A 13597-nucleotide genomic window follows, 5' to 3' on the forward strand; every position below is an offset into this window, starting at 1 on the left:
ATAAAATCTATAAAGATTAAGGAAGCAATGATGAGCTTATTAGATGTCAAAGATCTGCGTGTCGAATTTACCACTCAAGATGGTATTGTTACCGCAGTTAACGATCTAAACTTTTCTCTGAACCAAGGCGAAACTCTCGGTATCGTGGGTGAATCTGGTTCAGGAAAATCGCAAACAGTATTCTCTATCATGGGATTGCTGGCAAAAAACGGCATTATCTCTGGTAGTGCTAAATTTGAAGGTAAGGAAATCCTTAACCTTCCAGAAAAAGAACTGAATAAAGTACGTGCTGAACAGATCGCGATGATCTTTCAGGACCCAATGACGTCTTTGAACCCATACATGAAAGTTAGCGACCAGCTTATGGAAGTACTGATGCTTCATAAAGGTATGGGTAAAGCAGAAGCGTTTGAAGAGTCGGTGCGCATGCTTGAAGCCGTGAAAATTCCGGAAGCACGTAAGCGTATCACTATGTACCCGCACGAGTTTTCAGGCGGTATGCGCCAGCGTGTAATGATCGCAATGGCATTACTATGTCGCCCTAAACTACTGATTGCAGATGAACCGACAACGGCACTAGATGTAACCGTTCAAGCGCAGATTATGGATCTGCTTAATGAGCTGAAAGATGAATTCAATACAGCCATCATCATGATCACTCACGATCTGGGTGTGGTTGCTGGGTCATGTGACAAAGTGCTTGTTATGTATGCTGGCCGTACGATGGAGTACGGTACTGTCGATGAAATCTTCTACAAACCAAGCCACCCTTATGCTGAAGGCCTACTCAAAGCCATCCCTCGTTTAGATACGGAAGGTGAGATTTTGCCGACGATTCCGGGTAACCCGCCAAACTTGCTACGTCTGCCAACTGGTTGTCCGTATCAAGAGCGTTGTCACCGTGTTATGGATCGTTGTAAGCGTGAAGCGCCAATCCTGACACCATTTGGTGATGGTCGTCAGCGTGCATGTTTTTCAGAATGGGAGGCTTGGGAAAAATGAGTGCAGATAAAAAATTAATTCTGGATGTATCGGATCTTAAAGTTCACTTCAGCATTGCGTCTAAATCCGCTTGGCCTTGGTCTAAGCCATCGAACCTGAAAGCCGTTGACGGTGTTAATGTTCGCCTTTATGAAGGTGAAACATTAGGTGTAGTAGGTGAGTCGGGTTGCGGTAAATCGACGTTTGCACGCGCCATTATCGGTTTGGTTGAAGCGACAGATGGTGAAGTGGTTTGGTTGGGTCAAGACCTGACTAAGATGCAAGACGTACAGCGCCGCGAAACGCGTAAAGAAATTCAGATGATCTTCCAAGATCCGCTAGCATCGCTTAACCCGCGTATGACGGTTGGGGACATCATCGCCGAGCCTCTGGAGACTTTCTATCCTGAGTTGTCAAAAGAAGAAGTAAAAGATCGCGTTAAAGAGATGATGGCCAAAGTAGGTCTTCTGCCTAACGTAATCAACCGCTACCCACACGAATTCTCAGGTGGTCAGTGTCAGCGAATTGGTATCGCTCGTGCACTTATCCTCAAGCCTAAGATGATCATCTGTGATGAGCCCGTTTCTGCTTTGGATGTGTCTATTCAGGCTCAGGTTGTGAACCTTCTGAAAGAGCTGCAAAAAGAGCTAGGGTTATCCCTTGTCTTTATCGCACACGATTTATCAGTAGTTAAACATATCTCTGACCGCGTATTGGTTATGTATTTGGGTAATGCTGTAGAGCTGGGTGAAGCTGAATCGTTATTCGCTGATCCTAAGCACCCTTACACACGCGCTTTGATGTCAGCGGTACCAATTCCTGATCCGCACCTTGAACGCAATAAGCAGATCGAAATGCTGGAAGGTGATCTACCATCTCCAATCAGCCCGCCGTCTGGTTGTGTATTCCGTACTCGTTGCCCTCAGGCAACAGAAGCGTGTGCTAATACGAAACCGTCTATACAGGGCAGTGATGTTCATGCCGTATCTTGCCTGCATGTCAGTGTCTAGCCGATTCAGCCTGTGACGGGCTTAAGCGCGGCGTCCTTCGGGAGTCGCGCTTTTTTTACTTCAAATAATTCGAACAACAAAGCCAACTTATTCTGCTTTAGAGTAAGCTGGCTTTTTTTATACTTAGTCTATAGATATTAATCAGTTGAGAGTGTGATATGGGCAAGTTAGTAGAAGGTAAATGGCAAGACGTTTGGTATGACACTAAAACCAGTGGCGGTAAGTTTGTCCGAGAAGATGCTGGGTTTCGAGAATGGGTGGAAAATAAGCCTAATGCCAAGTTTCAGCCTGAATCAGGTCGCTATCATTTATACGTATCGCTCGCTTGCCCGTGGGCTCATCGTACCCTCATATTCCGAAAACTGAAAAAGCTAGAAGAGCATATTGATGTGACTGTGGTGTGCCCAGATATGATGGGAGAGGGTTGGCAAATGGGCTTGCCTGAGCCTTTATTTGGGCATACTCGAATGCACCAAATCTACACTCAAGCTAAATCAGATTACACGGGGCGCGTTACGGTGCCAGTGCTGTGGGATAAAAAGCATAATACGATAGTGAGCAACGAATCTTCAGAGATTATCCGCATGTTTAACTCAGAGTTTAACGAACTCACGGGCAATCAAGATGACTACTACCCGGATGAGTTAAGAACGTTGGTGGACGAGTGGAATGATTACATATATCCCAATGTGAATAATGGTGTATATCGTTGCGGGTTTGCAACGGCTCAGGAAGCCTACGAAGAAGCTTACGACAATTTGTTTGAAGCGCTTGATCGGATCGACACGTATTTAGCAACCCACCGTTATCTTGCAGGTAATGTTATCACTGAAGCGGATTGGCGATTGTTTACAACATTGATTCGATTTGATGCCGTGTATGTCGGTCACTTCAAATGCAATAAAAAGCGCATTGCCGACTATCCAAACTTGCACGGGTATATGAAAGAGTTGTATCAGGTAGAAGGGATTGCAGACACGACCGACTTTTATCATATCAAGCGTCATTACTACTTTAGCCACACAGGAATCAACCCAACGCAAGTGGTTCCCAAAGGCCCCGAGCTTGACCTAGAATCTGCTCACGGTCGAGAGAGTATTTAAATAGCAATAACCTGATTACGGCCCTGTGCTTTCGCTTGGTACAGGGCCGCATCTGTTATCTTCATTGTTTCGTCAATTCGGACGGTACCTTCCTCGACGACCAATTCGCATAATCCTCCACTAAGCGTCACTTGCAGAGTTTGATCTCCAATCGATATGGGTGTCTGACTTAACTTCTCTCTCAGTGCGTTGGCAATGCTGAACGCGCTTTCTTTGTCGGGCGCTGAAAAAATAGTGCAAAACTCTTCGCCGCCAACTCGATAAAATGCATCTTGGCGTACTTGCTGACCTACGATTTTAGCGACCATTTTTAATACTGTGTCACCTGCGGCATGGCCATAGTTGTCATTGACTCGTTTAAAGTGGTCGAGGTCAAAGTGTACAAGGTAGTGATTGTGAACCAAATCCGGATTGTCGGACGTGTCTGCTTCAAGAGCTAAGCGATTTTTTGCTCCGGTCAATGGATCTAGGAGAGCTGCATCACTGAGCTTGCCTTTGATCTTGGTTTGCATATCCTCATGAACAAAAGAGATCGCCCAAATTAGAAAGTAAGGAATGGTGAAGTTGATTAAGGTATAGGGTGTCGAATTGATTAGTGGTGGATATGAGGCAAGGATAGAAATCGCAACTAAATAGAAGGCGAATGTGATGGCTGAAGCGATATAACGGTTAAAAAATATGTGGTACAAAGCGGGAAAACAAAATGCCCAAAAAACCAGAACAGAGTAGCCATCTGCAACTGCCATGCTGTAGATAAGCAGGGCAGTGAGACCAGAAATCAGTAGCGCCGAATGCCAAGGCCTGTAATGGCCAAATTCGATTCTCAAATACACGTAGATACAGATAGCGGTATAGATAGAGTCGATAACACCGAACTTTGGTAAGTCCCAGAAAAAAAAGTTAACAATCGTAAAGCCTGTGCCTGTGATCGCCAGAAAAAAGCTGGTGATTTTCAGAACATTTTGTTCGAGTGAGGCTTGTGAGGAAAATAGCTTTACTGACATTTGAAACCCAAGCATGACGTTTGGGATAAGTGTAGCAATAAAAAAAAGCAGCAGTAAAATACTGCTGCTTTTTCATCAACATAAACCAATAGAGCTTAGTTTTGCTCTTGGTCTGCCTGAATTGCCGTCAGAGCGATTGTGTAAACAATATCGTCTACTAGTGCACCGCGAGACAAGTCGTTTACAGGCTTGCGCATACCTTGCAACATTGGACCGATAGAGACTAGGTCTGCTGAACGTTGTACCGCTTTGTAAGTCGTGTTACCCGTGTTTAGGTCTGGGAATACAAATACGGTCGCTTTACCTGCTACTGGAGAGTTTGGCGCTTTAGATGCTGCCACGTTTTCCATAATAGCCGCGTCGTACTGAAGAGGACCATCGATGACAAGATCAGGACGCTTCTCTTGAGCTAGTTTCGTCGCTTCACGTACTTTATCAACGTCTGCACCCTTACCAGATTCACCAGTAGAGTATGAGATCATTGCAACACGCGGGTCGATACCAAATGCCGCTGCAGAATCCGCCGATTGGATAGCGATTTCAGCAAGCTGTTCAGCCGTTGGATCTGGGTTGATTGCACAGTCACCGTAAACCAGTACTTGATCAGGCAGAAGCATGAAGAATACTGAAGATACGATAGACGCATTTGGTGCAGTCTTGATGATCTGGAATGGCGGGACAATCGTGTTTGCTGTTGTATGAACAGCACCAGAAACCAGACCGTCAACTTCATCGTTTTCTAGCATCATAGTGCCAAGGAATACTGAATCTTGTAGCTTCTCACGAGCCACAACTTCCGTCATGCCTTTCGCACCACGTAGCTCAACTAGACGCGCAACGTAATTTTCACGTACTTCATCAGAGTTGATGATAGTTACACCGGTACCTAGCTCAACGCCTTGTTGTGCTGCAACACGTTTGATCTCTTCTGGGTTACCCAGAAGCACACACTCTGCAATACCGCGCTCGGCACAGATAGCCGCCGCTTTAACGGTACGTGGTTCATCACCTTCAGGCAGAACGATACGTTTACCTGCACGACGAGCGAACTCAGTAAGCTGGTAACGGAATGCTGGTGGGCTTAGACGGCGAGACTTTTGAGTGCCTTCCGTCATAGACTCAATCCAGTTGCCATCGATGTGGCCAGCAACGTGTTCGTTGATGAACTCGATACGCTCTTTATCATCTTCAGGTACTTCAAGGCTGAAGCTCTGTAAGTTCAGAGATGTCTGCCAAGTGTTGCCTTGTGCTTTGAAGATTGGAAGGCCGGTGTCAAACGCTGGCTTACAAAGACCAACGATTTCTTCAGGAATGTCGTAGCCACCCGTTAGAAGAACCGCACCAATATCCACACCATTCATTGCTGCAAGTGCTGCTGCAACAATTACGTCTGGGCGGTCCGCAGAGGTTACCAATAGAGAGCCATGCTTAAAGTGCTCAATCATGTTTGGTAGTGAACGTGCACAGAACGTGATGCTCTTGATACGACGAGTGTTGATATCACCTTCGTTGATGATGTCTGCATTGAGGTGCTTCGCCATGTCGATTGCACGAGTAGCGATCAGGTCAATGCTCCATGGCACGCAGCCAAGAACGCGGATTGGAGATGTGTTAAAGATCTCCATCACTTTCATTTCGTTTTGCTTCGCGCTGTCTGCATCATCAAAGATTTCTGACAGGTCCGGGCGAGTACGGCCTGCTTCATCAACTGGAGCGTTAAGCTTGTTGATGATTACGCCGGAGATATTCTTGTTCTTAGTACCGCCGAAGTTCGAACATGCGACTTCGATACGCTCTTTAAGCTGCGCAGGGTTATCTGTGCCTGGTGTCGCAACAAGTACGATCTCTGCGCCAAGTGTTGCTGCGATTTCCGCATTCACTTGGTTCGCAAATGGGTGCTTACGAGTAGGTACAAGACCTTCGATTAACGTAACGTCCGCGTCTTTGTTGATCTGGTTGTAACGCTCTACTACTGTTTCCAGCAGCTCGTCCATGTTGTCGTTACCAATCAGGCTCTCAGCTACAGACATTGCCAAAGGTTCACCGATCTTCATATCGCTGTTATAACCAACGATCGTTGAAGTCAGATCTGGTTGATCACCACCTGAGCGTGGCTGACAAATTGGCTTGTAGAAAGAAACCTTAACGCCTTTGCGCTCCATTGCGCGAAGAACACCCATGCTTACACTAGTAAGACCAACACCAGCGCTGGCAGGGATAAGCATAATAGTACGAGACATTCGTAGAGTACCTTTAGCTATTTTAGATAAAAGCCCAACTTCGTATTCCCTGAGATGGAATAGGAGTTACGCCCCTTAGTAAGAAAACCGGCTGACTTAAAAGTCAGCCGGTTGAGTCAATTAAAGACCTGCTAGACGTGCAGTGTCTTCAGCGATAACGAGCTCTTCGTTAGTAGAGATAACCATCGCTGGGATGCGGCTGTCAGCTGTAGTGATAGTACCTTCGCCGCCAAAACGTGCTTTCAGGTTAGCTTCTCCGTCAACTTCGATACCGAATACGCCTAGACGGTTAAGAACCATCTCGCGGATTGGACCAGAGTTTTCACCGATACCACCTGTGAATACGATCGCGTCTAGACGACCTTCTAGAGTCGCAGTGTAACCAGCCACGTACTTCGCTAGGCGGTGGCAGAATACGTCCATCGCGCGAGTTGCTTCTTCTTTCTCACCGTAGTTGTCTTCAACGAAACGGCAGTCAGATGTAACTTCAGTTAGACCAGCAAGGCCAGACTCTTTAGTTAGCATAGTGTTGATTTGCTCTACAGAGTAACCAAGTGCGTCGTGTAGGTGGAAGATGATCGCAGGATCGATATCACCACAACGAGTACCCATTACTAGGCCTTCAAGTGGAGTTAGACCCATTGAAGTATCTACAGACTTACCGTTTTTGATTGCACAAACAGATGCACCGTTACCTAGGTGACAGTTGATGATGTTTAGTTCATCTGCAGGCTTACCTAGGCGCTCAGCTGCTTCGCGAGCGATGAATAGGTGAGATGTACCGTGCATACCGTAGCGACGGATACCGTGCTCTTTGTACAGGTTGTATGGAAGGGCGTATAGGTACGCTTCTTCTGGCATAGACTGGTGGAAAGCCGTATCGAATACCGCTGACATTGGCAGGCTAGGGAATGCTTTTTGAGCCGCTTTAATACCGATGATAGCCGCTGGGTTATGAAGAGGTGCTAGTGTTGCACAGTCTTCGATACCTTTAAGAACGTCGTCAGTGATAAGAGCAGATTGAGTGAACTTCTCACCGCCGTGTACAACACGGTGACCAACTGCTTTCAGTTGATCTGCAAGTTCTGGCTTAGAAGCAAGAATAGTTTCTACGATGAAAGAAAGCGCTTCATCGTGTGCTGCACCTTCACCTAGTTGTGCTTCGTGCTTACCATCCAGTTTCCATTTGATACGTGCTTCAGGAAGGTGAAGACATTCAGCAAGACCTGTTAGGTGCTCGTTGCCGTTTTCTGCATCGACAATCGCGAACTTAAGAGAAGAACTACCGCAGTTTAAAACTAAAACTAGCTTAGACATGAGTGACTACCTGTAATAATCAATTAGGATAAAAAATTAATCACAAGAATAGACGAAGCTCAAAAGGCTGCGTACTAATCTTGGTCAAAAAAACTTCGAATTCCGTATAAAAGACAGCAGTGATTCCCGCTCACTGCTCTTGCATCCGCTGCAGAAGGGTCCCGAGAGTTGCTTAAATTGTAAATAACAGCAACAATGAGATTGTGGGCCTGCAAAGGATAACGATAATAGCCAATAATAACAAAAAAATTTGAAAGAATATTAACTTTCATCAATTTTTTACGCTGAAAGTTGAATCTTTCAACTGAATTTTAGTTTTTAAGGCCCGATACTGGAGTGAGAGAGTCCTATGAGTAATAAAGTCGGTTTAGTTCATAACCTACGTGATGGGCAGAAGTACATGGAAACGTGGCCTATGCGCAAAGAACTCAATTTACTGTTTCCAGAGCAACGCATTATCAAAGCCACTAAATTTGGCGTAAAAGTAATGCCTGCAATCGCTGCTATTAGCGTTTTGACCCAAATGGCCTTCAATAACTACTCAGCAATGCCCCAGGCGGTGATTATGGCATTGTTCGCCATTAGCTTACCGATTCAGGGTATGTGGTGGCTTGGCAGTCGTGCGAATACCCAACTTCCTCCAGCATTGGCGGGCTGGTATCGTGAAATTCACCAAAAGATCGTTGAGAGTGGATTTGCGTTAGAGCCGATGAAAAGTCGCCCTCGTTATAAAGAGCTGGCTCAAATTCTTAATCGTGCTTTTCGTCAGCTAGACAAAAACGCACTGGAACGTTGGTTTTAGAGAACACATCGGCGATTTCTTGAGAGCACCTCATTTTTAATCACAATGGCTTTTCTGAGAAGCTGTGAATAAAGAAAAGGTTTCATCAACCGATGCAGACCTGGTGAAGCCAAAAAACGGCCCTAATCCCCATAAAAAAAACGCCCACCGAAGTGAGCGTTTTTTTTGCTATATATTGCTATTCAACATTAGTTGAACATTGCGATAGCATTCGCTGGGTCTACGTATTCTAGGTCGAAGCTTTCTGCTACTTCTTTACACGTTACTTTACCGTGAATAACGTTTAGACCTTCTAGGAAGCCGTTGTCCTCTAGAAGTGCTTCGCGGTAGCCCTTGTTCGCTAGCTTCACAATGTAAGGCAGTGTTGCATTGTTTAGAGCGAAAGTAGAAGTGCGTGCAACAGCGCCTGGCATGTTTGCTACACAGTAGTGAACAACGTCATCAACAATGTAAGTTGGATCTGCGTGAGTTGTCGCGTGTGAAGTTTCGAAACAACCACCTTGGTCGATTGCAACGTCAACAACAGCTGCGCCTGGCTTCATCTTAGCGATGTGCTCTTTAGTCACTAGTTTAGGTGCAGCAGCACCTGGGATTAGAACAGCACCGATGACTAGATCTGCTTCTAGAACATGCTTCTCAATAGCATCTTCTGTAGAGTAAACCACTTTTGCACGACCTTGGAATTCTTCATCTAGACGGCGAAGCGTGTCTACATTGCGGTCTAGGATAGTGACGTCAGCTCGTAGGCCTACAGCCATACGTGCCGCGTTTGCACCTACTACGCCGCCACCAACAACAACAACTTTTGCTGGCTCAACACCTGGTACACCACCAAGAAGAAGACCACGGCCACCGTGAGATTTCTCTAAAGTTTGTGCACCCGCTTGAATAGACATGCGACCTGCTACCTCAGACATTGGAGCAAGTAGTGGCAAGCGACCCATATTATCTGTTACAGTCTCATACGCTATACAGACAGCTTTGCTCTTGATTAGCTCTTCAGTTTGTGGAAAATCTGGTGCTAGGTGCAAATAAGTAAATAATATTTGTCCCTCGCGGAGCATAGCACGCTCAACAGCTTGAGGTTCTTTAACCTTTACAATCATTTCTGCTTGCGCGAAAACGTCAGCAGCGGTAGGAAGAATGGATGCGCCTACAGCGATGTAATCATCGTCTGAAAAGCCGATGCCAGAACCGGCATTGGTTTCTACAAAAACCTGGTGACCTTGAGATACTAGCTCGCGAACGCTCGCTGGGATCATACCAACACGGTACTCGTGGTTTTTGATTTCCTTAGGTACGCCAATGATCATCCTGACTCCTCATTTTATTTTGGTTGTATTAACTATGTGTAGGGTAATTCTGTCGAATTAATATCTAGTATAGATACGATTGAATAAAATTTGATACTGAATATTAAAAAGTTGTAGTATATTTTTTTGCAAGGAAGTAATAAGGTGGAATAAAAAATGGCAGACAACAATAAGAAGCCGTCTAAGGATCTAGACCGTATCGATCGCAACATTCTAAACGAACTGCAGAAAGACGGTCGTATTTCAAACGTTGAACTGTCTAAACGAGTTGGTCTTTCACCAACGCCGTGTTTAGAACGTGTTCGTCGTCTGGAACGTCAAGGGTACATTACGGGCTATACAGCTTTGTTAAACCCGCAGTTCCTTGATGCATCACTATTGGTTTTCGTAGAAATTACGCTAAACCGTGGTGCGCCAGATGTGTTTGAACAATTTAATGCAGCAGTGCAGAAGCTCGATGATATTCAGGAATGTCACCTAGTATCAGGTGATTTCGATTACCTATTGAAGACTCGAGTGTCGGACATGAGTGCATATCGAAAGCTCCTTGGCGATACGCTTCTACGTCTTCCTGGTGTTAACGACACACGTACGTATGTTGTTATGGAAGAAGTTAAACAGACAAACCAGTTAGTTATCAAAACACGCTAATCTTTGCAGAGTAGCGTAATACCTTTCGATATTCTGACTTAAGGTAATTGGGTTTTAAGTCCCGATATGGTTAAATCGATAGTCCGAGTGGCATAGCTGCTCGGACTATTTTTTTCCCTACTGATTAGCCGGGTGGATGTTCAAGCAAGGGTGTTGCATTCGGGTCAGTATCACGTAGTTGATAAGTTGGTTATGTTCAAAGAGAACAAAAATAAAGTTGAAACAATAATCAAAACCGGAGAAGAGCCTCAGTCTTCTCGTCTTGATGGCCCTCAACGCCTTAAAGAGTGCAGTCTTATCGTGATTGTGCTGTCTTCTATATTATTGTCCATCGCCTTACTCACGTTTAATCCTGCTGACCCCTCTTGGTCTCAAACCGCTTGGGGTGGAGACATCAATAACGCAGGCGGTTTGGTCGGCGCTTGGGTTGCCGATACATTATTTTTTACCTTTGGTTCGATGGCTTATCCGATTCCAATCATTATCACGATTACCGCTTGGGTCATGTTGAGAAAGCGAGGTGAAAACGAACCTATCGACTTGATGCTTTGGGGCACACGTCTTCTAGGTTTAACGATCCTTATCCTGACGAGCTGTGGTCTTGCAGATATTAACTTCGATGATATCTGGTATTTCTCTTCTGGCGGTGTAATTGGTGATGTGCTGACCAGTTTATCGTTACCTACTCTCAACATCTTAGGAACTACCCTAGTTTTTCTCTTTTTGTGGGGAGCGGGTTTCACCCTACTGACTGGGATTTCATGGTTATCGATAGTAGATTGGCTGGGCGAAGGTGCCATCCACTTACTAACAAACCTGGTGAACAAAGCTCGTGGTGAAAAAGAAGAACTCATAGAACCTCAATTAACGACACCTCGTGATGATACAAAGCAAGCTCCGGTAGATGATGCAGAAACAGAAGACGCGTTATTTGCAGCGAATGTGGATGAGGAACCTCGCCGTTTCAATATCCACATGCCTGATTCTCGCAAAGAGCCAACAGTGAGTGACCCAGTTGTCGAGAGAATCGACATTGAGCCTCGCTCGTACCAACCTGAACCAGAAGAACTTCCTGAACCCATTGTCGAAGCACCTCCAGTCGTTCAAAGCAACGTATATGACAAAGAACCAAAAGAAGAGCGCACCAGACAGCTTGGTTCGACGATAGAAGAACTCGAAGCGGCAGCTCAAAGCGAAGATGATTTTGCGCTTCAAGAGCAAGAAAGCATAAAAGAAAACATCGATGTCGCAGATAGAGAACCTGAACCGGTGGAGTCTCCTGTTAACGCTGACCCTATTCAAGGTATGCCGTGGAGCACTGAAGAGGTTCATGAAGAGCAAGAAATAGTTCAGCCTCGAATTGACCCTATAGAGCTCGAACAGATCTCGACTGAGGTGGAACCAGACAGCAGCCATCAAGACCCTGTTATCTCGTCATTTGAAGTCGCTGATGAAGACAGTGACATTAACGCCTCCGTAGAAGTCGAAGATGTTGAAGAGGGCGATGCGGATGTCGCAGCGTTCCAGAACATTGTCTCGGATGCTCAGGCAAAAGTTGCTGCTCAGCAGAACCCGTTCCTTGTTCAGCAAGAAGCTAATCTCCCTACGCCAAAAGAGCCAATGCCCACATTAGAGCTGTTGTATCACCCAGAAAAACGCGAGAACTTTATTGACCGCGCTGCGTTGGAAGAGATTGCTCGCTTGGTGGAAGCTAAGCTTGCCGACTACAAAATTAAGGCTGAAGTCGTCGATATCTTCCCAGGTCCCGTCATTACAAGATTTGAACTGGACTTAGCGCCAGGGGTTAAGGTCTCCCGTATTTCAGGCCTTTCTATGGACTTAGCTCGTTCATTGTCAGCGATGGCGGTTCGTGTTGTTGAAGTAATACCAGGTAAACCATACGTAGGACTTGAGTTACCAAACATGAGTCGCCAGACAGTGTACTTCTCAGATGTTGTTGGTAGCCAGCACTTTATTGAAGCCAAATCGCCGACAACGGTCGTACTTGGTCAAGATATCGCAGGTGAGGCTGTTGTCGCAGATTTGTCGAAGATGCCGCACGTTCTGGTCGCGGGTACCACGGGCTCAGGTAAGTCGGTGGGTGTAAACGTGATGATCTTGAGTATGCTGTACAAAGCGACGCCTGAAGAAGTACGTTTCATCATGATTGACCCGAAAATGCTCGAGCTATCGGTATACGAAGGCATTCCACATCTTCTATCTGAAGTGGTTACTGACATGAAAGATGCGTCGAATGCGCTGCGTTGGTGTGTGGGTGAGATGGAACGTCGTTACAAGCTAATGTCTGCACTAGGTGTACGTAACATCAAAGGCTTTAACGACAAGCTCAAGATGGCCGCAGAAGCAGGGCATCCGATTCACGATCCACTGTGGCAACCGGGTGACAGCATGGACGAAACGCCACCACTGCTGGAGAAACTGCCTTATATTGTGGTTATTGTCGATGAATTTGCTGACTTGATGATGGTGGTAGGCAAGAAGGTCGAAGAGCTCATAGCCCGTCTTGCTCAAAAAGCGCGTGCCGCTGGTATTCACTTGATTCTCGCGACGCAGCGTCCATCTGTTGACGTCATTACTGGCTTAATCAAAGCCAATATCCCAACCCGTGTTGCGTTCACTGTATCAACTAAAACAGATTCTAGAACCATTCTTGATCAAGGTGGTGCTGAATCACTATTAGGTATGGGTGACATGCTTTACCTTCCTCCGGGTTCCAGCCACACGGTGCGTGTACATGGTGCGTTTGCTTCGGATGACGATGTACATGCTGTGGTAAACAACTGGAAAGCGCGTGGTAAGCCAAACTACATTGATGAAATCACCAATGGCGATCAAGGACCAGAAGGCCTACTACCGGGTGAGAAACCTGAAGGTGAGGAAGAGATGGACCCGCTGTTTGATCAGGTTGTCGAGCACGTCGTGCAGTCACGCCGTGGTTCTGTTTCAGGTGTGCAGAGACGTTTTAAAATTGGCTATAACCGTGCAGCTCGCATCGTTGAGCAATTAGAAGCTCAAGGGATTGTAAGTGCGCCGGGGCATAATGGAAATAGAGAAGTGTTAGCCCCTGCACCTGGCCGTGAGATGAACTAATGCCATCTGAACAATAGATGAGAGACCAAAATAAAAAGGGTTGGCACATATGTGCCAACCCTTTT

10 protein-coding genes are annotated in these 13597 nt (G+C 45.9%); 6 read left to right on the forward strand and 4 right to left on the reverse strand.

Annotation, left to right across the window (positions count from 1 at the left end; genetic code table 11):
- Positions 1-30: 30 nt before the first annotated feature.
- The 3 genes from FIU99_RS05545 (at position 31) to FIU99_RS05555 (ending at position 3094) form a co-directional block, all read left to right on the forward strand.
- Positions 31-1002 (forward strand): ABC transporter ATP-binding protein, encoded by a 972-nt coding sequence (locus tag FIU99_RS05545; RefSeq protein ID WP_006959110.1) that lies wholly within the window; start codon positions 31-33, stop codon positions 1000-1002.
- On the forward strand, positions 999-1991 hold the full coding sequence (gene oppF, locus FIU99_RS05550; RefSeq protein WP_006959108.1) for a murein tripeptide/oligopeptide ABC transporter ATP binding protein OppF: 993 nt from the start codon (positions 999-1001) through the stop codon (positions 1989-1991). The genes FIU99_RS05545 and oppF overlap by 4 nt, the downstream gene beginning before the upstream one ends.
- A gap of 158 nt (positions 1992-2149) precedes the next feature.
- Positions 2150-3094, forward strand: coding sequence for a glutathione S-transferase family protein (locus FIU99_RS05555; RefSeq protein ID WP_006959105.1), 945 nt, complete (start codon positions 2150-2152; stop codon positions 3092-3094).
- Here the strand turns inward: FIU99_RS05555 and FIU99_RS05560 are convergent.
- The 3 genes from FIU99_RS05560 to FIU99_RS05570 form a co-directional block, all read right to left on the reverse strand.
- The gene (locus FIU99_RS05560) at positions 3091-4098 is read right to left on the reverse strand and encodes a GGDEF domain-containing protein (protein ID WP_006959103.1); all 1008 of its coding nucleotides are present in this window, start codon (positions 4096-4098) and stop codon (positions 3091-3093) included. The two genes, FIU99_RS05555 and FIU99_RS05560, sit on opposite strands and share 4 nt — an antisense overlap.
- A 95-nt stretch (positions 4099-4193) precedes the next feature.
- The gene (gene pta / locus FIU99_RS05565; RefSeq protein ID WP_006959102.1) at positions 4194-6338 is read right to left on the reverse strand and encodes a phosphate acetyltransferase; all 2145 of its coding nucleotides are present in this window, start codon (positions 6336-6338) and stop codon (positions 4194-4196) included.
- Positions 6339-6458: 120 nt separating this feature from the next.
- Positions 6459-7655, reverse strand: coding sequence for an acetate kinase (locus FIU99_RS05570; RefSeq protein ID WP_006959100.1), 1197 nt, complete (start codon positions 7653-7655; stop codon positions 6459-6461).
- A gap of 349 nt (positions 7656-8004) precedes the next feature.
- Between FIU99_RS05570 and yfbV the strand changes: the two genes are divergently transcribed.
- Positions 8005-8457, forward strand: a complete 453-nt coding sequence (gene yfbV / locus FIU99_RS05575; protein WP_006959098.1) for a terminus macrodomain insulation protein YfbV — start codon at positions 8005-8007, stop codon at positions 8455-8457.
- 188 nt (positions 8458-8645) lie between these two features.
- Here yfbV and ald read toward each other — a convergent pair whose 3' ends face one another.
- A complete protein-coding gene (gene ald / locus FIU99_RS05580; RefSeq protein ID WP_006959097.1) occupies positions 8646-9770 on the reverse strand; it encodes an alanine dehydrogenase in 1125 nt (374 codons plus the stop codon).
- A 156-nt stretch (positions 9771-9926) separates the two neighbouring features.
- Here ald and lrp point away from each other — a divergent pair, with 156 nt between their 5' ends.
- Positions 9927-10421 (forward strand): leucine-responsive transcriptional regulator Lrp, encoded by a 495-nt coding sequence (gene lrp, locus FIU99_RS05585; protein WP_006959094.1) that lies wholly within the window; start codon positions 9927-9929, stop codon positions 10419-10421.
- Positions 10422-10613: 192 nt separating this feature from the next.
- Positions 10614-13532, forward strand: a complete 2919-nt coding sequence (locus FIU99_RS05590; protein ID WP_039951773.1) for a DNA translocase FtsK — start codon at positions 10614-10616, stop codon at positions 13530-13532.
- The last annotated feature ends 65 nt before the right edge of the window (positions 13533-13597 follow it).

Source organism: Vibrio sp. THAF64, from assembly GCF_009363455.1.
GTDB classification, from domain to species: Bacteria; Pseudomonadota; Gammaproteobacteria; order Enterobacterales; family Vibrionaceae; genus Vibrio; species Vibrio coralliilyticus.

Excerpts from the sequence above, each read along its gene's own strand:
- FIU99_RS05545 (WP_006959110.1), top strand. The coding sequence starts at position 31 with ATGAGCTTATTAGATGTCAAAGATCTGCGTGTCGAATTTACCACTCAA.
- oppF (WP_006959108.1), top strand. The coding sequence starts at position 999 with ATGAGTGCAGATAAAAAATTAATTCTGGATGTATCGGATCTTAAAGTT.
- FIU99_RS05555 (WP_006959105.1), top strand. The coding sequence starts at position 2,150 with ATGGGCAAGTTAGTAGAAGGTAAATGGCAAGACGTTTGGTATGACACT.
- FIU99_RS05560 (WP_006959103.1), bottom strand. The coding sequence starts at position 4,098 with ATGTCAGTAAAGCTATTTTCCTCACAAGCCTCACTCGAACAAAATGTT.
- pta (WP_006959102.1), bottom strand. The coding sequence starts at position 6,338 with ATGTCTCGTACTATTATGCTTATCCCTGCCAGCGCTGGTGTTGGTCTT.
- FIU99_RS05570 (WP_006959100.1), bottom strand. The coding sequence starts at position 7,655 with ATGTCTAAGCTAGTTTTAGTTTTAAACTGCGGTAGTTCTTCTCTTAAG.
- yfbV (WP_006959098.1), top strand. The coding sequence starts at position 8,005 with ATGAGTAATAAAGTCGGTTTAGTTCATAACCTACGTGATGGGCAGAAG.
- ald (WP_006959097.1), bottom strand. The coding sequence starts at position 9,770 with ATGATCATTGGCGTACCTAAGGAAATCAAAAACCACGAGTACCGTGTT.
- lrp (WP_006959094.1), top strand. The coding sequence starts at position 9,927 with ATGGCAGACAACAATAAGAAGCCGTCTAAGGATCTAGACCGTATCGAT.
- FIU99_RS05590 (WP_039951773.1), top strand. The coding sequence starts at position 10,614 with ATGTTCAAAGAGAACAAAAATAAAGTTGAAACAATAATCAAAACCGGA.